Source organism: Cellulomonas timonensis (genome assembly GCF_900046455.1).
Lineage (GTDB): Bacteria > Actinomycetota > Actinomycetes > Actinomycetales > Cellulomonadaceae > Cellulomonas_A > Cellulomonas_A timonensis.
In genome coordinates this window covers 748,432-772,569 of the sequence record NZ_FCOT01000013.1, presented here as the reverse complement: position 1 = coordinate 772,569, position 24,138 = coordinate 748,432, and the positions used below count along the sequence as shown (strand labels likewise).

At 70.3% G+C, this 24,138-nt stretch carries 22 protein-coding genes; all 22 read right to left on the bottom strand.

Features of this window, described 5'->3' with window-relative positions:
• Nucleotides 1-10 precede the first annotated feature (10 nt).
• Nucleotides 11-1,144: a 3-dehydroquinate synthase gene (aroB, locus tag BN3788_RS16940; RefSeq protein WP_066588712.1), complete on the bottom strand. Its 1,134-nt coding sequence runs from the start codon at nt 1,142-1,144 to the stop codon at nt 11-13.
• Nucleotides 1,141-1,701, bottom strand: a complete 561-nt coding sequence (locus tag BN3788_RS16935) for a shikimate kinase (protein ID WP_066588709.1) — start codon at nt 1,699-1,701, stop codon at nt 1,141-1,143. Before BN3788_RS16935 ends, aroB begins: the two co-directional genes overlap by 4 nt.
• The gene (aroC, locus tag BN3788_RS16930) at nt 1,701-2,891 is read right to left on the bottom strand and encodes a chorismate synthase (protein ID WP_066588706.1); all 1,191 of its coding nucleotides are present in this window, start codon (nt 2,889-2,891) and stop codon (nt 1,701-1,703) included. Before aroC ends, BN3788_RS16935 begins: the two co-directional genes overlap by 1 nt.
• A gap of 121 nt (nt 2,892-3,012) precedes the next feature.
• On the bottom strand, nt 3,013-3,801 hold the full coding sequence (locus tag BN3788_RS16925) for a hypothetical protein (protein ID WP_066588703.1): 789 nt from the start codon (nt 3,799-3,801) through the stop codon (nt 3,013-3,015).
• A 1-nt stretch (nt 3,802) separates the two neighbouring features.
• Nucleotides 3,803-4,441 carry a fimbrial assembly protein gene (locus tag BN3788_RS16920; RefSeq protein ID WP_234346700.1) on the bottom strand — a complete coding sequence of 213 codons (639 nt, stop codon included), beginning with the start codon at nt 4,439-4,441 and terminating at the stop codon, nt 3,803-3,805.
• A gap of 53 nt (nt 4,442-4,494) precedes the next feature.
• Nucleotides 4,495-5,559, bottom strand: a complete 1,065-nt coding sequence (gene pilM / locus BN3788_RS16915; RefSeq protein ID WP_066588695.1) for a type IV pilus assembly protein PilM — start codon at nt 5,557-5,559, stop codon at nt 4,495-4,497.
• An 89-nt stretch (nt 5,560-5,648) separates the two neighbouring features.
• Nucleotides 5,649-6,452 carry a prepilin peptidase gene (locus tag BN3788_RS16910; protein ID WP_066588692.1) on the bottom strand — a complete coding sequence of 268 codons (804 nt, stop codon included), beginning with the start codon at nt 6,450-6,452 and terminating at the stop codon, nt 5,649-5,651.
• A gap of 43 nt (nt 6,453-6,495) precedes the next feature.
• A complete protein-coding gene (locus BN3788_RS16905; RefSeq protein ID WP_066588688.1) occupies nt 6,496-8,409 on the bottom strand; it encodes a hypothetical protein in 1,914 nt (637 codons plus the stop codon).
• Nucleotides 8,406-9,158 carry a PilW family protein gene (locus BN3788_RS16900; RefSeq protein WP_234346699.1) on the bottom strand — a complete coding sequence of 251 codons (753 nt, stop codon included), beginning with the start codon at nt 9,156-9,158 and terminating at the stop codon, nt 8,406-8,408. Before BN3788_RS16900 ends, BN3788_RS16905 begins: the two co-directional genes overlap by 4 nt.
• Nucleotides 9,155-10,234 (bottom strand): type II secretion system protein, encoded by a 1,080-nt coding sequence (locus tag BN3788_RS16895; protein ID WP_108723898.1) that lies wholly within the window; start codon nt 10,232-10,234, stop codon nt 9,155-9,157. Before BN3788_RS16895 ends, BN3788_RS16900 begins: the two co-directional genes overlap by 4 nt.
• A 115-nt stretch (nt 10,235-10,349) precedes the next feature.
• The gene (locus BN3788_RS19920) at nt 10,350-10,808 is read right to left on the bottom strand and encodes a prepilin-type N-terminal cleavage/methylation domain-containing protein (RefSeq protein ID WP_082813021.1); all 459 of its coding nucleotides are present in this window, start codon (nt 10,806-10,808) and stop codon (nt 10,350-10,352) included.
• A 169-nt stretch (nt 10,809-10,977) separates the two neighbouring features.
• On the bottom strand, nt 10,978-12,201 hold the full coding sequence (locus tag BN3788_RS16885) for a type II secretion system F family protein (protein WP_066588681.1): 1,224 nt from the start codon (nt 12,199-12,201) through the stop codon (nt 10,978-10,980).
• Nucleotides 12,201-13,400, bottom strand: coding sequence for a type IV pilus twitching motility protein PilT (locus BN3788_RS16880; RefSeq protein ID WP_234346698.1), 1,200 nt, complete (start codon nt 13,398-13,400; stop codon nt 12,201-12,203). Before BN3788_RS16880 ends, BN3788_RS16885 begins: the two co-directional genes overlap by 1 nt.
• Nucleotides 13,401-13,655: 255 nt before the next feature.
• A complete protein-coding gene (locus BN3788_RS16875; protein WP_066588679.1) occupies nt 13,656-15,335 on the bottom strand; it encodes a GspE/PulE family protein in 1,680 nt (559 codons plus the stop codon).
• A gap of 117 nt (nt 15,336-15,452) precedes the next feature.
• Nucleotides 15,453-16,301, bottom strand: coding sequence for a shikimate dehydrogenase (locus tag BN3788_RS16870; protein WP_234346697.1), 849 nt, complete (start codon nt 16,299-16,301; stop codon nt 15,453-15,455).
• Nucleotides 16,302-16,327: 26 nt separating this feature from the next.
• Entirely contained in the window at nt 16,328-17,500 is a 1,173-nt protein-coding gene (gene mltG, locus BN3788_RS16865) for an endolytic transglycosylase MltG (RefSeq protein ID WP_066588674.1), read from the bottom strand.
• Entirely contained in the window at nt 17,493-18,122 is a 630-nt protein-coding gene (gene ruvX / locus BN3788_RS16860) for a Holliday junction resolvase RuvX (RefSeq protein WP_066588671.1), read from the bottom strand. The genes mltG and ruvX overlap by 8 nt, the downstream gene beginning before the upstream one ends.
• On the bottom strand, nt 18,109-20,814 hold the full coding sequence (alaS, locus tag BN3788_RS16855) for an alanine--tRNA ligase (protein ID WP_066589643.1): 2,706 nt from the start codon (nt 20,812-20,814) through the stop codon (nt 18,109-18,111). The genes ruvX and alaS overlap by 14 nt, the downstream gene beginning before the upstream one ends.
• A 97-nt stretch (nt 20,815-20,911) precedes the next feature.
• A complete protein-coding gene (locus BN3788_RS16850; protein ID WP_066588670.1) occupies nt 20,912-21,280 on the bottom strand; it encodes a hypothetical protein in 369 nt (122 codons plus the stop codon).
• Nucleotides 21,277-21,645, bottom strand: a complete 369-nt coding sequence (locus BN3788_RS16845; protein ID WP_066588668.1) for a DUF948 domain-containing protein — start codon at nt 21,643-21,645, stop codon at nt 21,277-21,279. Before BN3788_RS16845 ends, BN3788_RS16850 begins: the two co-directional genes overlap by 4 nt.
• 149 nt (nt 21,646-21,794) lie before the next feature.
• Nucleotides 21,795-22,421 (bottom strand): 30S ribosomal protein S4, encoded by a 627-nt coding sequence (gene rpsD / locus BN3788_RS16840; RefSeq protein WP_066588665.1) that lies wholly within the window; start codon nt 22,419-22,421, stop codon nt 21,795-21,797.
• 241 nt (nt 22,422-22,662) lie between these two features.
• Entirely contained in the window at nt 22,663-24,093 is a 1,431-nt protein-coding gene (locus BN3788_RS16835; RefSeq protein ID WP_066588662.1) for a replication-associated recombination protein A, read from the bottom strand.
• Between the last annotated feature and the right edge of the window lie 45 nt (nt 24,094-24,138).

The following is a 24,138-nucleotide window of genomic DNA, read 5'->3' as shown; positions in this document are numbered from 1 at the left end:
GACGCGGCGATCACAGCGGGATCGCCGTGCCCACCGGCGCGGCGCCCTCGCTGACCTCGGCGTACGCGGCGGCGAGCAGCGCTGGGTCGGGCCCCTCCAGGCGGCTCGGGCGGCCGATGCCGTCGAGCACCACGAAACGCAGCAGGTCGCCGCGGGTCTTCTTGTCGCGCCGCATCGCCGACAGGAGCTGCTCCCAGCGGTCCCCGCGGTAGGCCACCGGCAGGCCCACGGACGTGAGGATCGCACGGTGCCGGTCCACGTCGGCGTCGTCGAGGCGGCCGGCGAGCCGGGCGAGCTCGGCGACGAACACCATGCCCACCGACACCGCAGCCCCATGCCGCCAGGAGTACCGCTCCACCTGCTCGATCGCATGCGCGAACGTGTGGCCGTAGTTCAGGAACTCGCGCTCGCCCGCCTCGCGCAGGTCCGCGCTGACGACCCGCGCCTTGACGGCGATGGCCCGCTCCACCAGCTCGAGCAGCACCGACGACTGCGCGGCCAGCACCGGGTCGCACACCAGCTCCGGGTCCGCCTCGACCAGGTCCAGGATGCGGGTGTCGGCGATGAAGCCCGCCTTGATGACCTCGGCGAGGCCCGCGATGTAGTCGTGGCGCGGCATCGTCTCCAGAGCAGCCAGGTCGCACAGCACCCCGGCCGGCGGGAAGAACGTCCCGACGAGGTTCTTGCCCTCGGCGGTGTTGATCCCCGTCTTGCCGCCCACTGCCGCGTCGACCATGCCGAGCAGCGTCGTGGCGACGTGCACGACCTTGATCCCGCGCAGCCAGGTGGAGGCCACGAATCCCGCCAGGTCCGTGGTGGCGCCGCCGCCGAGCGACACGATCGCGTCGGATCGCGTGAAGTCGGCCTGGCCGAGCACCTGCCAGCAGAACGCGGCCACCTGTGCCGTCTTCGCCGCCTCCGCGTCGGGCACCTCCGCGAGGATCGCCTCGAAGCCGCTGCCCAGCAGGTCCTCGCGCATCGCCTCGGCGGATGTGGCGAGCGCCGTCGGGTGGATCACCAGGACGCGCTTGACACCCTCGCCCAGCATCCGGGGCAGCTCGCCGAGTAGGTGCCTGCCGATGATGACGTCGTACGGCTGCTCGCCCTCGACCCTGACGACCCGCCTGTCCTGCTGGTTGCTCACGAACCGCTCCCCTCGTCCTGCGACGACTCGGCCGACAGCCGCCGGACCGCCTGGTCGACCTCCTCGGCGACCTGCGCCGGCCCCCGCGCGTCGGTCGACACCCGCACCGTCGACACCCGCTCGTAGACCGGCCGACGGGCCTCCATCAGTGCCTGCCACTGTGCGCGCGGGTTGCCCAGCAGCAACGGCCGCGCAGTGTTGAAGCCGACTCGGGGCGCCGCGTGCGCGAGGCTCACGTCGAGGAAGACGACGACACCGCCACCCGCCGAGTACGCCGCCAGCGCGTCCTGCGTGACCTCGTCGAGCACCGCGCCACCGCCCAAGGCCAACACGCCGTCATGCTCGCCGAGCGCGCGGAGCACCGCATCGCGCTCGAGCGCGCGGAAATGCGGCTCGCCGTCCTCGACGAAGATCTCCCCGATGGACTTGCCCGCCACGACCTCGACGTCGGCGTCGGTGTCACGTGCCGCCACGCCCCACCGCGACGCGAGCTGCGCGGCCACTGTCGACTTCCCCGATCCGGGCGGCCCGACCAACACCACCACCGGCGCGCGCATCAGCGCTGCAGCTCGGGGATCGCCGCCACGTAGCCCTCGAGGTTCCGGCGCACCTCGCCCACGGAGTCGCCGCCCGTCTTCTCGAGCAGCGCGTCCGCCAGCACCAGGGCGACCATGGCCTCCGCCACAACAGCCGCCGGCGGCACCGCGCACACGTCCGAGCGCTGGTGCTGCGCCTTCGCCGGGTCGCCCGACGCGGTGTCCACCGTGTCCAGCGCACGCGGCACCGTCGAGATGGGCTTCATCGCGGCCCGCACGCGCAGGATCTCGCCGTTGGTCATGCCGCCCTCAATACCGCCCGCGCGGTTCGAGCGCCGGACGATCTGCCCGGAGGCGTCCCGCTCCATCTCGTCATGCGCCTGGGAGCCGCGGCGCGTCGCCGTGCGGAAGCCGTCCCCGACCTCGACGCCCTTGATCGCCTGGATGCCCATCAGGGCGCCGGCCAGGCGCGCGTCCAGGCGACGGTCCCCGTGCACGTACGACCCGAGCCCCGACGGCACGCCGTAGGCGAGCACCTCGACCACGCCGCCCAGGGTGTCGCCGTCCTTGTGGCACTCGTCGATCTCCGCGACCATCGCCGCCGAGGTCGCCGCGTCGAAGCAGCGCACCGGGTCGGCGTCGAGCGCCGCCACGTCGTCGGGGGTCGGCAGGCCGGCGCCGTCCGGGGCCGCGACGGGCCCGATGCCCACGACATGCGAGACGAGCCGGATGCCCGCCGCCTGCTCTAAGAACTTCGCGGCCAGCGTGCCCAGCGCGACGCGGGTGGCCGTCTCCCGGGCAGACGCGCGCTCCAGCACCGGGCGGGCGTCGTCGAACGCGTACTTGCGCATGCCGACCAGGTCGGCATGGCCCGGACGCGGGCGCGTCAGCGGGGCGTTGCGGGCCCGGTTCAGCAGCTCGGGGTCGTCCACCGGGTCGGACGACATCACGTCGACCCACTTGGGCCACTCGGTGTTGCCGATCTCCACGGTGATGGGGCCGCCCTGCGTCAGGCCGAGCCGCACACCCGCGAGGACGCGCACCTCGTCCTGCTCGAACTTCATCCGGGCGCCGCGGCCATAACCGAGCCGACGGCGCGCGAGAGCGGCCTGGATGTCCGCGCTCTGCACCTCGACACCGGCCGGGAGGCCTTCGAGGATGCCGACGAGGGCCTGGCCATGCGACTCACCTGAGGTCAACCAACGGAGCATGGCAGCGATCTTCCCACGTCTGGCCCGGCCTGTTCGGCGCGGTCCGGGTGACGGAATGCCAGGCCACACGCGCGGAAGGCGCGGACCTCGATGAGTGTCCGCGCCTTCCGTGGGGTGGTGGTCAGTTGCGCCCAGCCGGCAGCAACGGGTTCTTGCCCGGCACCGGCGCCGGGAGCGGCGGCTCGACGAGCTCCTCGGTGTCGTCCGGCAGGCCCAGGCCATCGGGGAGCACGTAGATGTATCCCGTGATGACGAGCTCCTGGTCGCCCACCACCGTGGCGGGCTTGCCCCCACCGGCCTCCTGCTCATCAAGCGCGGAGCCAGTGATCCCCGAGACCAGGAACAGGCGCTTCGTGCCCCGCTGCAGGTCATTGAGGAACCAGAGGGTCGCGTCGTAGCTACCGAGCACTGAGATCGAGACGGGAATGGCCGTGAACCCGTCGGGTGCGATCGGGCTCGGAGTGGCCGGATCGGTGGCGGACTCGTCCGTGGACACCGTCGCGACGTCCTGCGTCCCGCTGTCGGTGACCGGCGCCGACGCGGCAGCCGGCTGGGCGATCACGACGAGCTCGGGCGACGAGGGCGAGACCGCGGTGATCGTCACACCATGGGCGGTGCCGATAGCGTCGAGCTCTCGCAGGTAGTCGGCCACCCGGGCGTCTGTGGGAATGCCCTCTTGGAGGGTGGCGAGCTGAGCCTCGTACTCGGGGAGCTTCTCGAAGTCGGCCTTGAGTTTGAGGATCTTGAGCTCCATCAGCTCGTTCTGCTCTCGCGCGAGCACTGCCTCGTCGCGTGTCTCGGAAGCCTCGGTCAGCTGCGGCGAGATCGCCAGGAACCACGCCGCCGCGGCCATCACCAGCGCGATGAAGACGGCGCCGCCGATCCATGTGCTGCGCTTCGCGCCTCCCATGTCAGCCCTCCCCCTCAGTCGGTTCGAAGTCGAGCGAGAGCGCGGCCTTGGTCACAGTGACTGTGGCGCTGACGGTGTAGTAGATCCCGTCCTCGTCCTCATTGAGCGTGGCCGAGCTGATCCACGGGGAGAAGAAGCCCGGCACCGAGGCGAAGCCGTCGAGCCACAGCGCGGTGTTGGGGACGGCCTCCGTGCGGAGGGTCATCGCGATCTCGCCGGCGAAGAGCAGGTCAGCGAGGTCCGGCTCCGCCGTGGCGGACATCGGGGTCGGGATCGTCACGGAGTAGTCGTCGATGCTGACGCCCTCGGGGAGCACCGCGGAGGCTGCCTCCACGTACTCCCGCCACCGCACGTCGGTGGCCATGCCGATCACGCGGGCGCTCTCCGCCTGATCGATGGCCCCGAGCACCATGGGCACCTTCGAGTACTGCGCGGCCTCGTCGTTGAGCCGAGCAGTCTCGTCCTGCGCATCGTTCAGCTGGGCCAGTGCGGCTCCGCTGGAGATGAGCGCGGCCCCGTAGGCAGCGACGCACAGCGCGACGGTCAGCACCAGGCTGATGAGGAGCCACCGCTTCGTGCGCCGCAAGTCGCGCGCGGCGCGAACCTCCGGGGGCAGCAGGTTGACCTGGGGAAGCGTCATGGGGAGGACGGAGCCGTTGGCTGGCTTCGTCCGGGTACGTTCGAGCAGGGCGCTCATGCGGCAACTCCGTAGGCGAGTCCGACGGACAGGGCGATCAATGACTCGTGACCATTGAGCGAGTCCCGCTGGGCCGTCTTGGCCGATCGCACCCCCGAGAGTGGGTCGCCCAGGACGACGGGGAGCCGCGACGCGCTCGACAGGTACTGGCCGAGGCCCGGCAGATGGCAGCCTCCACCCGTCAGCACCACGACATCGATCCCGGCCCCCTGGTTGTTCGCCGTGTAGTAGGTGAACGTGTTGCGCACTGACTCGACGAGCCCGCGCGCGACCCCGGCGATCGCCTCAGCGGCGTCGGTCCGGTCGGATCCCACGGCGTACCCGATGCCGACCTCGCGCTTGAGCGCTTCGGCCTCTGCGGCAGAGATTCCCAGGTTGCTCGCCAGCGCATTCGTCACGCTGTGACCGCCGGTGGGCAGCGAACGCACCATGCGCGGCGAGCCTTGCGCGGCGACGACGACAGTGGTGATCGAGGCCCCGATGTCGACGAAGGCGGCCGTCGCCTGGGCGAGGTCGCCGCGGGCGAGCGAGCGGACCAACGCGAAGGCGTTGAGGTCGACCATCTGCGGGCGCAGACCCGCCCCCTCGACGGCCGAGACATTGGCGTTCACAGTGTCGCGTTGCGCTGCGACGAGCATGCCGTGCACGGCGCGGCCCTGCGGCCCGTCGTACTCCGAGGTCGGGAAGAAGTCGAGCAGGGCGTCGTCGGTGGACATCGGCAGAAGCTCTTGCACCTGGTACGGCAGCGACGACTTGAGTTGCGCGAGCGGCATCCACGGGAGGTCGAGCTCACGCACGATCACACGCTGGTTGCCGACGCCGATCACCACGTCCTTGGACTCGAAGCGCGCACGCGCCCACAGTTCGCGCAGCACGGCTGACACGGTCTCAGGCTGCGTCACCTCACCGTCCCGGACTACCCCGAGCGGGAGGGCCGACTGGCCGAACCGCACCAACGTGGCCCCGGCCTTCCCCGTCGGACCACCGCTGCCGAACTCGAGCTCGGCGGCGCGCACGCACGACGATCCGATGTCGAGGCCGATGACACGTGAGCTGGCCACGAAAGTCCTTCCGTCCGTCGTTAGCGTTGTCTGTGCTATCGGGCAGCAGGCCCGCGTACTTGAGCGACGCGGACGGGTGGTTCGACCGCTCAGAGCAGTCCGAGGTACCACTGCGCGAGGGGTTCGCCTGCGATGAGGCCGAGCCCGGCTCCGACGAGCATCCAGGGCCCGAACGGGATCCCTGTCTTGCGTCCGGCCTTGCCGGCGATGAGGAGCCCCACCGCGAACACCCCCCCGACGAGGAACGCGGCGAACCACCCGACGACCAGCTCGGCCCAGCCGAACCACGCGAGGTAGAGGCCCAGAACTCCGGCGAGCTTGACGTCGCCGAATCCCATGCCACCCGGGTACACGACCACGAGCACGAGGTACAGCACGTAGAGCGCAGCTCCGCCGATCAGGGCGCGCAGGTAGGCGCCCCAGTCGGAGGCCCCCCCGGGGTTGAGGCTCGCCAACGCGAGGAGCACGAGCGCGACCGGGTACGAGGGCAGCACGATCGCGTTCGGGAGTCGCTTGGTGTCGATGTCGATCAGCGCCAAGGCGAGCGCCACGGCGGCGAGGTAGAGGAGTGCAGGCAACGCCCACGTCACGCCGGCCCACGACACGACCGCCACGAAGAGCACGGCCGTCGCCGCCTCCACCAAGGGGTAGCGGGCGCTGATGCTCCCCCCGCAGTCCCGGCAGCGCCCGCGCAGCACGAGCCAGGACAGCACGGGCACGTTGTCCCGGGCCCGGATCTGGTGACCGCACCCCGGGCAGGAGCTCGGTGGCTGGACGAGCGACTCGCCTCGTGGCACGCGCCACACGACGACGTTGAGGAATGAGCCGATCACCAGCCCGAGCACTGCGGCGAGCGGGAGGACCAGGGCGGCGGGGAGCTCAGCAGTCGTCATGGGATCGACAGGATGCCACCGGAGCGCGTCCCACCCCGTGCGGTCACCCCTTCACCTCGTCGGGGGTCTTGATCTCGCCGCTGTAGCGCAGGTCGTACTTGGAGTCCGCCCACTTGGGGAAGTACGGCGGCGCGGACAGGGTCAGGCGCGTGTCGTACCGGTAATCCTTGATGTACCCCGCAGTGCCTCGTCCAACGATCCCGCGCCAGCGCTGGGCGATCGAGCCCTTGACCAGGAGGTCGCCCTGGGCGGGTCCGACGTCGTACTTCTGGACCAGGAACGAGTGCTGCAACGTCTGGATCGACCCGGCGATCTGGATGCCAGAACTGGGCCGGTTCGACGCTGTCTCCGGATCGCGGTAGCGCCGCGGCCAACCACTCACGTCGGCTCCGGTGCCATCGATCGTCGTGCTCCACACGCGCCGGCCGCCGCTTGTCGTGGTCTTCACGTCGCCGATGCGGGGGTGGAAGACCTCGACCGAGTTGGTCGCGACGAGGCCGAGGAGATCGTCACCGTTCCAGCCGCCGGCGAGAACGAGGTCACCGGTGGCGATCACGGACTCCGATGCCGAGATGGTGACCTGCCCGTTGAGCACACCCTCGGCGTACAGGTTGCCCCTGCCGCACATCTTCGTCGTCTCCATCATGTTGGCGTCCGCCCGATAGGTGTCGCCCGAGCTGGTGGGTCCGGAGGCCTTCGCAGCGGAGTAGGTGCCGACCGGCAGCAGCTGACCCGAGGGCCCCCCGAGCTCGCCGGCGTAGCACTGACGCATCGCGCCCGTGGAGCCGCCGACGTAGATGACCATCTCGTCGGGGACGGGCAAGTCAGCCCCGGCCGTCGAGTCGAGCTCGGGGAGCGTGCCGCACCGCGGGGCCGACTTGCCAGGGGCGGCGATCGCCACCGGCTCCACGCCGTTGTTGACCGACGTCTTGTTCCATACCTTCATCCGGCCATCGGCTGAGAACACCACGCGTGTCGACCCCGCATAGTGGCAACCGGGATGAGTGGCGAAGGCCGCGGACGTGTCGTCGAGGTACTTCTTGGCGGCGGTCTGGGGCTTGATCTCGTTGAAGTTCGCCTTACTGCCACTGCGGAGGCACGCCGTGTCCCACGAGTTCGTGGTCGCGCCGGCTGACGCGCAGCCCGGGTTGCCGGTGTAGACCTGCTGCTTGAACAGCGTCTTGTTGGACCCTGATGGCGTGGCGAAGATCGTGTCGTTGGTGAAGACCTCGCCGTCAAGCTCATCGTTCGCGGCGAAAGTGATCTCGACGCAGCTCTTGCCGCTGCGGCTCTGCTTCCCGTCTGTGGCATTGCTCGAATGCCAGTAGCTGGCGTCCCTGAAGCCACCCTTGCCGCAGAACACGCTGCTGGCGCCGTTCGCGCCGTACGCCTGCACGTTGTCCGGGTCCGCGGACTCGAAGTCCGTGTAATACACATAGTCCGTGGAGCCGCCCTTGCCCACCTGGGCCTCCACGCTGCGGTGGACACCGTTGACGCGTCCCGTCACCACCAGGTAGAACGCGCCCTGGCTCTGACGCAACGAGCTGTCGACCGAGTAGTGGAACGCGGCGTCCTTCGCGTCCACCAAACCGGGGGTGACAGGGGCCCACCCGACAGGCGTGGACGTCGACCAACCGCACGGATGGCCCACGACAGACGTCGGGCCGCGCCATGCCCCGTTCAAGCAATCGACCACCTTGCCGTAGTCGTCATCCCTGTTCACGCGGCTGATGAAGTCGTCGATCCCGGCTTGAGCGGCGGCCATTGCCGCTGTCACGTCTTGGTTGTAGCGCGCGAAGCGACTGCTGTTGGCGGTGTACGCCAGCACGGTCAGCGACAGCATGGCCAACACCGTCATGGTGCCGACCACCATCACGAGCGCCGATCCGGAATCGTCGTCGCGCCAACGCAGACGCCTCAGCATGCCGCCCAGCTCCCGTGTCGACGTGTCGGTCATGGTCCTGTCCCTTCGAGCCGCATCACTGCCTGCGCATTCGGCAGCGTCACACGCTGGATGTACGTCGTTGGCCCCGGGCGTGTCGGGCTGTCGCTCTGGACCACCACCGTCAACTCGAGCGCGAGCACACGCGCGAGCTGTGCCGAGGTGAGCGACGTGCCTGAGGCGAGCGGGATCTCACTCCCGGCGTCGTCGTAGTAGGTGAAGACGCCCCGCGTCCCGGAGGTCCGCACACCTGAGGCCAATCGCGTGGTGGTCACCCGTGCCCGGCACGCCGCAGTGGCGCCCGGCGAGTCCGCGTTGCAGTAGGCGTAGCCCGAAGACGTGGGGATCGGCGAGTCGGGAACCTGCATCTTCTCGATCAGCACGCCCGCATCGGCGCCTGTCGTCGCGACTGTGTAGGAGACGCGTCGTGGGCCGATGCTGTTCCTCGGGTTATCAAAGTTCGCGTAGAACGACATCGAGAGGCCCGAGCCGGAGATGAAGGCGTCCACAGCGCACCCTGTCAGGCTGCACGAGGTCAGCTGGCTGGGCTTCACCGCAGTCCGCACCGTCCTCGCCATCCGCTCGCTGGCGACACGTGCAGACTCGAGCTGGTCTTGCCGAGCGGTGTTCTGCGCCGTGGTGCGCTCGAACCCGATAGCGAGAGTCACCGTCGAGGCGAGAATCACACCGAGAATGAGCATGGAGACCATCAGCTCGACAAGCGACGTCCCCGCGTCGCCGAGCATCGCCAGCCGGCGCCTCACGGGCCCACGCCCATGTCGGGCAGCGGGACCTCGAGCACCTGGCTGCTTCCCGGTGCGAGGGTGATCGTCGCGGCTCCGTCCGCTGGCGGGACGGTCCCGAGGAATGCCGTGTACTGCGTCGGCCACAAGCTGTCGAGGGTCATCGTCGACCCGGTCACCGGCAGCACCCGCAGCGCGGTCGAGCCGGACGCGCCCCCTGCGCTGACCGTCACATCCTCGCCTGTCGCGTCGACCTCGGCGCCTGTCGAGTCCACGAACCGCAGGACGAGGGTCGACGCTCGGTCGTAGGAGAGCTTCACGTTGCTGTTGAGCGTGCCCCGGGCGACCAGCCCGACGTTCACCAGGGGCGCGGGGTTGCCCGCGATATCGACATGGTTCGCGCCGGAGACCTGGACGTTGTAGTTGGTGCCGGTCCCGGCCGCCGGCGCCACTTGCACGACCGCGCAGCCTGCGGCGTCGGTGCTGCTCGTGCGCGACTCGCCGCCTGCGAACACCCGCACGGCACGACCCGGGTTCGGGAGCCCGTCAGACGCCGTGACCGCCACGGCCACGAAGGAGGTGTTGCCAAGCACGCCCGAGCTCTTGGGCGGAGCCATGTTGGTGCTCGAGGTGACCGGACGGGTCGAGCCCATGTTGGGCCAGGTCACATCGACGGTGACGCGGAGCGTGGGGTGGTTCACCAGCGACCCGCCCTCGCAGGCCGAGGCGCCCGTTCCCGTCGCGTTCCACGCGACACTGCGTGTGACGGTGTACTGCTTGCCGTCGATCTCGAGCGGCGTGCCCGACACCTGGCCGGGAAGCGGATGCGGGTTCACGACAGTGCCAGCCGCCGCGAGGGTTGCCGGCGCGGTGAAGCTCCGCGTGAACTCCTCACGCACGATGTCGATCTCGCGTGCCGCGAGGTTGGCCGCGGCGATGCGCGAGCGGTTGTTCACGCTCTGCGCCTGCGCGTGGAGGATGACGCCGATCACGGCCACCGACATGGCGCCGAGGACCACCATCGCGACGACGAGCTCGATGAGGCTGAACCCGCCATCATCGCCGTGATGACATCCCCGTTGAGGCGCAGGTCTCATCATCGCCGTCCTCCCAAGATATTCCGCCAGCTCCATTCGGGGCGCAGCGCGGCGTCGGTGGCGTGTCGCAGAAGCGGGGTGGGAGCCTGGCTCCCACCCCACTCACTGCGATGGATCAGGGAGTCGGCGCGGGGTTGGCGCCCTGGCCGGCAGCCGGGTTCGTCGTGCTCGTGGGGGCTTCCTTCAGCCCGTTCGCAGCCGAGTACTGGAACACCTTCGTGCCGGAGAACGTGTTTCCGCCCGTCACGACCCAGTCCGTGGCGTTGCTGCCAGACACCGTGATGAAGACGCCCGGCGACCGGTTGCCGATCTTGGCGCTGTTCAGCGTGTAGGTGTCCCCGTCGACGGCAATCGTCGGCGAGGTCGTCCCGTCGACCCAGTACGTCGCGATCTCCTTGCCGACGGTGGAGATGTCAGCCTTCGTCGCGGCGTCCTGCGCCTTGGTGCGCTGGTTGAGGAACACGGGGATCGCGATGGCCGCGAGGATCCCGATGATGATGATGACGACGAGCAGCTCGACAAGGGTGAAGCCCTTGTCCTTCTCCTCGATGGACTTGCGCAGCCGTGCGATCACGTTCAGCTCCCGTGGGTAGGGCCAATGTCTGTTTTCAGCGAGCAACCCGGCACTGGTGCCGGTTCAGTGGTACAGCAATGTCATCGGCCCACAGAGGGAGCGGCTTGAACAATTGGCGGGCGGCTTCTTCCACAATCACCCGAACGGCGCACGATGCCGCTTTTCGGCGCTACTCGATCAGGTCGAACACACTGAAGATGGGCATATAGAGGGCGATCACCATCGACCCGATGATCGAGCCGATGACCACGATCATGATCGGCTCGATGAGGCTCGTGAGCTGGTCGGTCATCGCCTCGACCTCTTCGTCGTAGAAATCGGCGACCTTCCCCAGCATCGTGTCGAGCGCCCCGGTGTCCTCGCCGACCGCCATCATTTGCACCACCATCGGCGGGAAGACCGGATGCTGCGCCAGTGGCCCCGCGAGGGACTCGCCGCGGCGCACCGACTCCTGGACCGATTTCGCAGCGCGCTCGATCACCAGGTTCCCGCTCGTCTCCCCGACAATCTCAAGGGCCTGGAGAATGGGCACGCCGGCGTGGATCATGGCGCCGAAATTCCGGGTGAATCGGGCGACTGCGAGCTTTCGGAACAACGGCCCGAATACGGGCACCTTCAACTTGAACGGGTCGAGGCGCTCACGCACCGCGCGGTCGTTCTTGTGCTTTCGCCACCACGCCGCGAACGCGATCACCACGACCAGCATGGGCAGCGCGGACCACTTCATGATGGCGGACAGTGTCACCAGGATCTGCGTCGCCCACGGGAGCTCCCCTCCCAGGCTGGCGAACATCCCGGAGAACACCGGCACGATGAAGAGGAGCATGCCGACCGTGGCGAGGATCGCGATGATCAACACGATCACGGGGTACGTCATCGCGGACTTGATCTTGCCGCGCAGCCGCACTTCCTTCTCGAAGTTGTCGGCGACCGACACGAGCACCTCGTCGAGGAATCCTCCGACCTCACCTGCCTTGACCATGTTGATCATGAGCGGGGGGAACACGTCCGAGTGCTTCGCGAGGGCCACCGAGAACGCCGTGCCGACCTCGACGTCCCCGCGCACCTGGCCGACGACCTTGGCGAGCGCCTTCGACTCGGTCTGGTCGGCGAGGATCGTCAGCGCCCGGAGCAGCGACAGCCCCGAGTCGATCATCGTCGCGAGTTGGCGCGACATGACGGCGAGGTCCTTGAGGCTGATCTTGCTCCCCATGCCGGGGATGTTGATCTCCGCGTTCAGGCCCTTGGTGTTGACCTCGTGGATCGAGATCGCGGCCAGACCCATGTCGCGCAGCCGATTGGCCACAGCGGCCTGGCTCGCCGCGTCGATGCGACCCTTGACCACCTTGCCCTCGCGGTCGCGGACCGCGTACTCATACGTCTTCGCTGCCATCAGAACCCCTGCCCCCCGTAGCCGGCGCCCGCAGTCGCGGCCGCACCCTGGGCGGGGCCGCCGGAGCGTCCCAGCAGTCGGTTGAAGTCCTCGAGGTGGTGGCATTTCTCCAGCCCGACCTCGTAGGTGATCTTGCCGGTCTTGACGAGGTCGGCGAGGTGCTGGTCCATGGTGTGCATGCCCTGCTGGGCGCCTGCCTGCATGGCCGAGTAGATCTGGTGGGTCTTCCCCTCCCGGATCAGGTTGCGGATCGCGGGCGTGACCACGAGCACCTCCGTGGCGACGGCCCTGCCAGGGGCGTCCGAGCGCTTGCACAGCGTCTGGCAGACGACCGCCTGCAGAGCGCCCGCGAGCTGGGTGCGGACCTGCGCCTGCTGATGCGAGGGGAACACGTCGATCACGCGGTCGATGGTCTGCGCGGCGTCCTGGGTGTGCAGGGTTGCGAAGACCAGGTGGCCGGTCTCGGCGGCGGTCAGCGCCACCGAGATGGTCTCCAGGTCGCGCATCTCGCCGACGAGGATGATGTCGGGGTCCTGCCGCAGCACGTGCTTGAGCGCGTTGGCGAACGAGTGCGTGTCGGCGCCGACCTCGCGCTGGTTGATGAGCGATTTCTTGTGACGGTGCAGGAACTCGATCGGGTCCTCGACCGTCATAATGTGGTCTTCCCGTGTGCGGTTCGCGAGGTCGACGATCGCAGCCAGGGTGGTCGACTTCCCCGAGCCGGTGGGACCGGTGACGAGCACCAACCCGCGCGGCAGCCCGGCGAAGTTGCCAACGACATTGGGCACCCCGAGGTCTTCGAGCGGCTTGATCTCATAGGGGATCACGCGGAACGCGGCGCCGATGGACTCGCGCTGCACGTACAGGTTGACGCGGAACCGCGCATGCCCCCGCACCGAGTACGCGAAGTCGAGCTCGAGCTCGGCCTCGAACTTCTCCCGTTGCTTCTGCGTCAGGATGTTGTAGATGGTGCGGCGCAAGGAATCGCCCACGAGCGGCTCGAAGTTGTCCAGGGGGCGCAGTGAGCCCGCAAGGCGCACCATCGGGGGCGCCCCGACGGTCAGGTGCATATCCGAGGCGCCCATCCGGATCATCTCGATGAGTGCCGCATTCAGCGCGACATCCTCGGTCTCGCGCGCTTGTGCCATGCCGACCCGTGCGCTGCGGTCCCGCGCCGGCGCCGCCTGCTGGGCGGGCACGTCCGAACGCGGCGCCTGAGCGGGAGGCGCCACGGACGTCGGCGGCTGTTGCGGGTACGGCGGCGCAGCAGGCTGCGCCGCCGCTGGCATGTAGGCAGGCGGCGCCGCTGGCTGGCCAGCCGGGCTCCAGTACGGATTGTTCACAGCACTGCCTCCACCTCTGGGCACGTTCAGCGCACACTGCGCGAGGCCTACGCGGCCGTCATGGGTCTCATCGGCGGCGCGCTGGTGCGGCTTGAGAGACAAAAGGGACCGTCACGCGACGACGCGGAGGATCTCCTCAACGGAGGTCTGGCCCAACGCGACCTTCTGCCACCCGTCGTCACGGAGCGCGATCATCCCCTGCTTCCGCGCGGTGGCGCCGATCTCCGCCGCCGACGCGTGCGACACGGCCAACCGCTCGATCTCCTCGGTGACCCGCATGACCTCATGCAGCGCGATGCGTCCCCGATAGCCGGTCTTCGAGCAGGTCACGCACCCCACCGGCCGCCAGAGCTCGGGGATCTGCTCCCCCGGCACCCACGGGAACCGCGCGCCCACCATCTCCACCTCGGTGGGCAGGTAGGGCTCCTTGCACTTGTCGCAGAGCTTCCGGGCGAGCCGCTGGGCCACGACGGCGTCGAGCGCGGAGCCGACGAGGAACGGCTCGATGCCCATCTCGACCAGCCGGGTGACGGCGGACGGCGCGTCGTTGGTGTGCAGCGTGGAGAGCACGAGGTGGCCGGTGAGGGCTGCCTCGATGGCGATCTGCGCGGTCTCGTGGTCGCGGATCTCGCCGAGCAGCACCACGTCGGGGTCGGAGCGCAGGATCGAGCGCAGGGCGCCGGCGAACGTGAGCCCGGCCTTGGGGTTGACCTGCACCTGGTTGATCCCGGCAAGCCGGTACTCGACGGGGTCCTCGACGGTGATGACATTGATCTCGGGCTTGGACACCGCGTTGAGCGTCGCGTAGAGGGTCGTCGACTTGCCGGAGCCGGTGGGGCCGGTGACGAGGATCATCCCGTAGGGCTTGGTGAACGCCTCGTGGTAGGTCGCGTAGTTCTCGTCGAGGAACGACAGGTCGCGCAGGTCGAGGCTCGCGGTGGAGTTGTCGAGGATGCGCATGACGATCTTCTCGCCCCACACGGTGGGCAGCGTGGCCACGCGCAGGTCGATCTTGCGCCCGTTGTGGGTGACGGACATGCGCCCGTCCTGCGGCTTGCGCCGCTCGGCGATGTCGATGTCGGAGAGGATCTTGACGCGGCTGATCACCCCGCCCTGGATCTGCTTGGGCGAGCGCTGCATCTCATGCAGCACCCCGTCGATGCGGTACCGCACGCGCAGGTCGTGCTCGGTGGGCTCGATGTGGATGTCGGAGGCGCGGTCGGTGATGGCCTGCGTGACCAGCAGGTTGACGTAGCGCACGATCGGCGCGTCGTCGTCGACTGAGTCGCCGATCCGGGAGAGGTCGGCCTCCGCGGCCGACTGCCGCGACTCCTCCTCGAACGCGGACGACAGGTCTTCCATCTCACCATCGGCACGGCAGAACCGGTCGATGGCGCGGGCCAAGTTGTCATAGGTGGCGACCACGGGCCGCACCTGCAACCCGGAGACGGTCCGCACGTCGTCGACGGCGATCACGTTGCCCGGGTCGGCGGTGGCCAGGATGAGGGTGCCGTTGTCGAGGCGCACCGGCAGGACCGTGTACCGCCGGCACAGGCTCGCGGGCACCAGCGCGAGAGCGCTGCGGTCCACGGGGTAGTCGTCGAGGTCGATGAAGTCCATCCCGACCTGCCGGGCGAGCGCGGAGACGAGCTGGCCCTCGGTCAGGACGCCGATCTCGACGAGTGTTCTGCCCATCGACTGGCCGCGGTTGTTCTGCTCATCGAGCGCCGCGATGAGCTGGGCCTCGGTGACCAGGCCCTCGTCCAGCAAGATCTCCCCGAGCTGCTTCACCGATCGTCCTCTCGTCCGGGTCCGCGCCGGGTTCGCGCGAATGCCCGTGGAGTAGATCGGCAGGCCAGCCCGTGGCCGTGAGCGCCGACGGGGTGATCTCTCAGCCCAGCACTGAACTCAAGCGAGCTCGGCGCTGAGGGCGGCGTCCATCGCGGCGACGGGCGCCGGGTGGCCGGTCATGAGGCGCACCTGCTCCCCCGCCTGGTGCAGGAGCATCCGCTCCCCCGCGACGACGGTCCCGCGCGCGGCGGCCCAGGCCACGGACAGCGCTGTGGGCCGCGGGTCGTACGCCACGTCGAGCAGCACGCCCCGCACGTCCGCGGCTCTCGCAGTGATCTCGGCGGCGAGGCCGTCGGCCGCGCGCGGCGGCAGCGTCGACACGACGAGGTCGGCCGCCGGGACCTCCGCGGGCGCGGTGGCGAGCAGCGCGTACCGCGGCTCGACGCCCATCCGGTGGGCTGAGCGCATGAGCGGTCCGATGCGCGCGAGCGAGCGCACGTAGACCACGGGGTTCGTGCAGCCGAGCTGCGCGAGGGCGGCCAGCGCCGACGCCGCCGTGGCGCCAGCGCCGAGCACGGCGGCGGTGCGGGCTGCTGCCGGGGCGTCGACCGGAAGCCCTTCTTGGAGGGCTGCGACGAGTCCGTGCACGTCGGTGTTCGCGCCGGTCAGGACCGGCCGTTCTCCCCCGCTGGACTGCACGAGCACCGTGTTGACCGCCCCGACCACCTCGGCGAGCGGCTCGACGTGATCCAGCAACGGCAGGACCGTCTGTTTGAGCGGCATGGTCAGAGACAGCCCGGCCCAGTCGGGGCCGAGCGCTGCCATGAACGCCGCGAGCTGCTCCTCGGTGACATCCACCGCGTCGTACCGCCACTCGGCCAGGCCGAGTGCCGCGTAGGCCGCGCGGTGCAGCGTCGGCGAGAGCGAGTGCGCGATCGGGTGTCCGAGCACGGCGGCTCGGCGCACCGGTGACGGTGCGGGCGGTGTGGCCGTCACTTGGAGTTCTCGGCCTCCCACTTCCGCAGCTCCGCGACGTTCTTCTGGTGCTCGTCGAACGTCTCGGCGAACTTCGTCTCACCCGTCTCCAGGTTGACGGTGACCCAGAAGATCCATGGCCCGGGCGTCGGGTTGAGCACCGCCTGGATCGACACCTCGCCCGGCGAGGCGATTGGCGTGGGCGGCAGCCCGATCTTCCGGTACGAGTTGAAGGGGGTGTCGACCTCCTTGTCGCCGTTCGACAGCGCAGTGCCGGACTTGCCGAGGCCGTAGGCGAGGACGGCGTCGATCTCGAGGCGCATGCCCCGGTCAAGGCGGTTCTCGATCGCCTGGGCGATCTTGGCGCGGTCCTCGGCGGACTTGCCCTCCCGCTCCACGAGCGACGCCTTGATCAGCACGGTCTCCCACTGGTCCTGCGGCACCGCGTTGGCGTTGAGGACTTCGACGGTCCTGCCCACCATCGCGCTCAGCATGGACGCGGCCGTGGCGCCCGGATCGACGTTGTAGGTCGCCGGGAAGAGCCACCCCTCGATTTGGCCGTTCGCCTCGGCGGGCAGCCCGATGGCGGCGGGGTCGGCCGCGGCGGCTTGCAGGTCGGCGACGGGGATCGTCGTGATGCTGGCGATCTTCTCGTAGATCTGCGCCGCTGACAGGCCCTCGGTGACGGTGACCTTGAGCGAGACCCGGTTCGCGGAGTCCAGCAGGGCGTCCACGGCGTCGGAGGCCCGCATCTGCAGGCGGAGCTTGTACGCGCCGGGCTGGATCTGCGTGGCGAGGGGGTTCGCCGCATACGCCTTGGTGAAAGCGGACGTGGTGGCCACCACACCGGCCTCCACGAGCTTCTCGCCGATGGCGCCGCCCGTGTCGCCGCTGGCCACGGTCACGGTGGCCTCGCCCTGGCCTGGACCCTCGTAGTCGGAGACCTCGGCGTTCTCCGAGGACCCGCCGAACAGGCCGCCGAAGAAGTCGCTGAAGATGCTCGTCACGACGTACCCGGCCCCGCCGACCAAGCCGATGGCCATGATCAGCACGAGGATCGAGCGACGGCGGCGGTTGCGGCGCTGCCGGTTGCGGCGCGCCTTGCCGTCCTGCCGTGAACGGCTCCTGCGCGTCGGGGTGGGCTGCCCGGCGTCGTGCTGGGAAACCGTCCCGAGGAAGAGGTCACTCACTTGGTCGACCCTCCGGTCCGTCGTCGGCGTGGTGCCGCGCAGGCAGACTCTCTGCTTGCTGGTCCTGCTCGACCCCGCAGCCCCCCTCGCGCTCGTCGGAGGCGCCTGCGAGCGAGACGAGCACCCGTTCGCCGGGCCGACGGCCCGTGGCACGTTCCGCGTCGAGCGCGGTCTGCAAGATCACCACGGCGGCCGCCTGGTCGACGACCTGCCGGTGGTGGCGAGTCGACCTGCCAGCCGCTCGCAACGCCTGATGGGCGGATACCGTGCTCATCCGCTCGTCGACGAGCCGCACCGGTACGGGTGCGATCGCCTGCGCCAACATGACAGCGTACGCGCGTGCGGCGGCCGATGCGGAGCCTTCGTCCCCCGACAAGTGTCGCGGGAGCCCGACATACACGACAGCGGCGTTGCGCTCCCCCACCTCGTCGACGAGGCGCGCGAGGTCCGTGGGCAGGGCACCGGGCGCCGGGCGGCGGCTGTCGCGGGCGAGCGTCTCGACAGGCGTCGCGATCAGCCCGTCCGGGTCGCTGACGGCCACACCGACCCGCACGCTGCCGACGTCGACCGCCAGGCGCGTGCCCCGGACGACGAGCTCCTCGCCCACGTCAGCCGGCCGCACGCGCCCCGGAGCGGACCGCGTCCAGCGCCTCGGGCAGCCGGGACGCGTCGGATCCGCCGCCCTGGGCGAGGTCGTCCTTGCCGCCGCCCCCGCCGCCGAGCACGCTGGTGGCGCTCTTGACGAGCGCGCCCGCGCGGATCCCGCGCTCACGGGCCGGGGCGTTGGTCGCGATGACGACGACCGGGCGGTCCTTGTTGACGCCGCCGACGGCCACGACAGTGGGCGTGGAGTCGCCCAGCCGGGAGCGCACGTCCAGGACGAGGGTGCGCAGGTCGTCGGCCGAGCCGACCTCCCCCGCGTCGTGCGTGACGACCCGGACGCCATCGACGTCCGTGGCGCCGGCGACGAGCGAGGCCGCGACGGCGAGCACCTGGGCCTGGCGCAGCGCCGCGAGCTCCTTCTCCGACTCCTTGAGCCGGGTCAGCAGCGAGGAGACGCGGTCGCCGAGCTCGTCGGGCCGCGAGCCGAGCAGGCCGCTGAGCTGGCCCACGAGGGCGTGCTCCTTGGCCTGGTAGCCGTACGCGCCGGCGCCCACGAGGGCGTCGATGCGCCGCACGCCGGAGCCGATGGACGCCTCGCCGAGCAGGGTGACGAGGCCGAGCTGGCCGGAGCTGCGCACGTGCGTGCCGGCGCAGAGCTCGCGCGACCAGTCGCCGCCGATGGACACGACGCGCACCTGGTCGCCGTACTTCTCGCCGAACAGCGCCATCGCGCCGAGCGCGCGGGCCTCGGCGATCGGCATCACCTGGTCGGTGACCTCGAGGTTCTCGGCGAGCTGGGTGTTGACCCGCTCCTCCACCTCGGACAGGACCCCGGCGGGCACGGCCGCGCCGGAGCGGAAGTCGAACCGGATGCGGCTGGGCGCGTTCTCGGAGCCGGCCTGGGTGGCGGTGTCGCCCAGCGCCTCGCGGATCGCCTTGTGCACCATGTGCGTGGCGGTGTGCGCGCGGCTGATCGCCTTGCGACGGTCGAGGTCGATCGTCGCCGTCCCGGCCTCGCCGACTGTCAGGATGCCGTCGACGAGCCGGCCGTGGTGCACCGACAGGCCCTTGACCGGGGCCTGCACGTCGTCCACCTCGACCCGGGCGCCGCCGTCGAGCGTGATCGTCCCGTGGTCGGCGAGCTGGCCACCCGCCTCGGCGTAGAACGGGGTGCGGTCGAGCACGATCTCGACGTCCGCGGGCGCGACGGCGACCGGCGCCGGGACACCGTCGACGAGCAGCCCGACGACACGCGAGCGGGCCGTGGAGTCGGTGTAGCCGAGGAACTGCACGGGCCCGCCTTGCCCGGAGCTCAGCGAGGAGTGCAGCTCCTGGTACGCGGCGGTGTCCGCGCGGCCCGCGCGCTTGGCGAGGGCGTCGGCGCGGGCGCGCTGGCGCTGCTCCTGCATGAGGGAGCGGAACGCCGTCTCGTCGACGGCGACTCCCTGCTCGGCGGCCATCTCGAGGGTCAGGTCGATCGGGAAGCCGTAGGTGTCGTGCAGCTGGAACGCCTGCGCGCCGGACAGCACGGGACGCGCGTCCGGGGTCGGCGGCAGCGTGCTCTTCACCGTCTGCACGGCTGTGTCGAGGATCGTGGTGCCGGCGACGAGGGTGCGCCGGAACGCGTCCTCCTCGGCGTAGGCGATTCGGCTGATCCTGTCGAAGTTCTCCGCGAGCTCGGGGTACGAGGCGCTCATCGCGTCCTTGCTCACGGGGAGCAGGGACGGCAGCGCCGGCTCGTCCACGCCCAGCAGCCGCATCGCGCGCACCGCACGGCGCAGCAGGCGGCGCAGCACGTAGCCGCGGCCCTCGTTCGACGGCGTCACGCCGTCGCCCATCAGCATGAGCCCGCTGCGCACGTGGTCGGCGACGACGCGCATCCGCACATCGTCCTCGTGGTCGGCGCCGTAACGGCGGCCGGAGAGCTCCTGCGCGGCCTGGATGACGGGGAAGACCTCGTCGATCTCGTACATGTTGTCGACGCCCTGCAGCAGGTAGGCGACCCGCTCGAGGCCCATGCCGGTGTCGATGTTCTTCTGCTTGAGCTCCCCGAGGATCGGGAAGTCCTCCTTGCCGCCGCCGTCGCCGCGCTCGTACTGCATGAACACGAGGTTCCAGATCTCGATGTACCGGTCCTCGTCGACGATCGGCCCGCCCTCGGCGCCGTAGGCGGGACCGCGGTCGACGTAGATCTCGGAGCACGGGCCGGCCGGGCCGCGCGCGCCCGTCGACCAGAAGTTGTCCTTCATGCCGCGGCGCTGGATGCGCTCGTCGGGCATGCCGGCGATCCGCTTCCACAGCTCGGCGGCCTCGTCGTCGTCGTGGTAGACGGTGACCCAGATCGTCTCGGGGTCGAAGCCGTAGCCGCCCTGGTCCTGGGGGTTCGTGATGAGCTCCCAGGCGAAGGTGATGGCCTCCTCCTTGAAGTAGTCCCCGAAGGAGAAGTTCCCGTTCATCTGGAAGAACGTGCCGTGCCGGGTCGTCTTGCCGACCTCTTCGATGTCCAGCGTGCGCACGCACTTCTGCACGCTCGTCGCACGCGGCCACGGCGCGGTCTGCTCACCGAGCATGTACGGGATGAACGGGACCATGCCGGCGATGACGAACAGCGTCGAGGGATCCGGGGAGATCAGCGAGGCGGACGGCACAACGGTGTGGCCGCGGGCCTCGAAGTGGTCGAGCCAACGCTTGCGGATCTCGGCGGTGCGCATGATGTCCTCGGTGTTCGTGTGGGGCCGGCCGTGGGGCCGACGGTCGTTCTCCATGTGGTGCAGCGCTCGAAGCGGCCGCAGTGTTCCGCCCTGCTCGTCAGAAGAACGAGTAGGGCACGTTCGCGTCGTCCTCAGGGTCCTCGGTGGGCTGATCGGCCCACCCGCGGGCGGCGGCGCGCTGCCTCCGGGTCGGGGCGGGCGCCGCGGCGCGGTGCTTGGCGCGCTCGTCCCGCAGCGCCTCGACGTCCACGTTCCCGACGAGGTCGTGGCGCAGTTGCTCCTCGCGCTCGCGCATGGCGGCCAGGAACTCGGCCTTGGCCCCGCGGGCGACGGTGGTGGCCTGCGTGAGCGTGCCCGCGGCCTGGCGTGCGCCCGGCGGGGCGTAGCGGTCGACGAGGTCGCCGGCCTTGCGGATCACCACGACTGTCAGGCCGACGCCGACGGCCACCCAGAGGAGCCGCCTCATCGCCGGCCTCGCAGGCCGTCGGCGGCGCCGGCGAACATGCGCCGGGCGGCGTAGGAGAAGGCGGCGACCTTGATCATGGGCGAGCCGACGGTCGCGGCGAACAGGGAGGTCAGCGCGGAGACGTTCTCGGAGACCTGCGCCGCCGAGGACGTGATGGTGTCGACCCGCTCGATCTGCGTGTTGGTCGAGGCCACGGCGGAGGCCGTCTCGTCGATCACGGGCAGCGTGTGGTCGGTGAGCTCCTTGACTGAGACCCGGGTCTCGTCGAACAGCCTGCCGAGCTTGACCAGCGGGACGGCGAGCGCGCCGACCAGCAGCACGAACGCGACCGCGGCGATCAGGCTCGCCACGTCTCCGAGCGACATGTGCTGTCCTCCCTGGGCCTGGGCCCGGTTCGTCTGCCTCCAGCGTCGAGCGCGCGCCCGACCTTGCGAAACCCTACCCGGACAGCCGAACGCCCCGTGTGCGCCGAGGTCGGCGCGCACGGGGCGTTGCGGATGTCGAGCGGCTCGCGTCAGCGGGCGTAGTACTCGACGACGAGCTGGACCTCGCAGGTCACGGGGATCTCGGCGCGCTTGGGGGCGCGGACGAGCACGGCGGTCAGCTTCTCGAGCTGGACGTCGAGGTAACCCGGGAGCGTGGGCAGCACGTCGCGGTGCGCACCGGCGGCGGCGACCTGGAACGGCACCGTGGCCTGGCTCTTCGGCTTGATCTGGATCGTCTGGCCGGGCTTCACCCGGAACGAGGGACGGTCCACGATCTTGCCGTCGACGAGCACGTGACGGTGCACGACGGTCTGGCGGGCCTGGAGGATCGTGCGGGAGAAGCCGGCGCGCAGGACGAGCGCGTCCAGGCGGGTCTCGAGGTTCTCGACGAGCGCCTCACCGGTCAGGCCCGGGGCCTTGCGGGCGTCCTCGTACGCACGGGCGAGCTGCTTCTCACGCAGGGCGTACTGCGCGCGAAGACGCTGCTTCTCACGCAGACGGACCGCGTAGTCCGACTCGGTGCGGCGACGGGCGCGGCCGTGCTCGCCCGGGGGGTAGGGACGCTTCTCGAAGTGCTTGACGGCCTTGGGCGTCAGCGCGAGGCCGAGGGCGCGCGAAAGGCGCACCTGGCGACGCGAGCGAGTCACACTGCTCACAGATGTACTTCCTGTCGTTGTAGACGTCACACCCGCGCACAGGAGCTGTGTCGCGGGGTGGGGCCGACCATGGACGCCAGGCATCCCCCGGATCGTGCTGGGGGAGGTTCCTGGTGGTGGCGGCTGAGGCCCCAGGGTGGTCGTAGGCGCACAAGCGCCTGACGACCCGCCCACCTTACCGGGTGGGGGGCGCGCAGCCCAATCGGCGGCATCCCGGGCGTGGCCACCGCGCCGCCGGTCGTCAGGACCCGGCGTCGAGGATCGCGCGGATCCGCTCCATGCGATCGGTGACGGAGCGTTCGAACCCCCGGTCGGAGGGCTGGTAGTAGCGGGAGCCGACGAGCTCGTCGGGCAGGTACTGCTGCGAGGCCACCGCATGCGGCTCGTCGTGGGAGTAGACGTAGCCGCGTCCGTGGCCCAGCGACCCCGCGCCGGGGTAGTGGGCGTCGCGCAGGTGCTCGGGCACCGAGCCGATACGTCCGGCGCGCACGTCGGCCAACGCGGCGTTGATCGCCAGGTAGGACGCGTTGGACTTGGGCGCGGTGGCCAGGTGCACCACGGCCTCGGCGAGGATGAGCGACGCCTCCGGCATCCCGATCAGCGCGACGGCCTGGGCGGCGGCCACGGCGGTCTGCAGGGCGCTGGGGTCGGCCATGCCGACGTCCTCCGCCGCGGCGATGACGATCCGGCGCGCGATGAAGCGCGGGTCCTCCCCCGCGGCGATCATCCGGGCGAGGTAGTGCAGTGCCGCGTCGACGTCCGAGCCGCGCATCGACTTGATGAAGGCGCTGATGACGTCGTAGTGCTGGTCGCCGTCCCGGTCGTACCGGACGGCGGCGACGTCGATGGCCCGCTCCATCGTCGCCAGGTCGATGCGGGCAGGCGGCTCGGCGCCGTCGGACGTCGCCGCGTCCTCGTCGCCGCGCGCCGCCGGCTCGGCAGCCCCGGCTGCCGGCGCATGGGACAGCGCCGCGCCCGCCGCTGCCTCCAAGATGGTCAGGGCCTTGCGGGCGTCGCCACCGGCCAGGCGCAGCAGGTGCTCCTCGGCGTCGGCCTCCAGCTCGACGGCGCCGCCCAGTCCGCGCTCATCCGTCACCGCGCGGCGCACCAGGGCGCGCACGTGCTCGACCTCCAGCGGGCGCAATGTGAGCAGCAGCGACCGGGACAGCAGCGGGGAGTTCACCGAGAAGCTCGGGTTCTCGGTGGTCGCGGCGACGAGAGTCACCCACCGGTTCTCCACGCTCGGCAGCAGGGCGTCCTGCTGCGCCTTGGTGAAGCGGTGCACCTCGTCGATGAACAGCACGGTCTCCGAGCCGTCCGCGGCGAGCCGGCGGCGCGCGGCCTCGATGACGGCGCGCACGTCCTTGACGCCTGCCGTCACCGCGGACAGCTCGACGAACTTGCGCCCCGACGTGTTCGCGATCAGGTAGGCGAGGGTGGTCTTGCCGGTGCCGGGCGGGCCCCACAGCACCACAGAGCTGGGCGCGGCGCGGCGCGCGGCGCCCTCGCCGGGCTCCACGAGCCGGCGCAACGGGGAGCCCGGAACAAGGAGGTGCCCCTGGCCGGCGACCTCGTCGAGGGTGAGCGGGCGCATCCGCACTGCGAGCGGCGACCCGGCGCTAGGCGCGGGGATCCCCTGCCCCGTCGCGATGACGGAGTCGAACAGGTCCATGGCGCGAGCCTACGCATGTCCGCCGACACCCCCGCATCCGAGTGG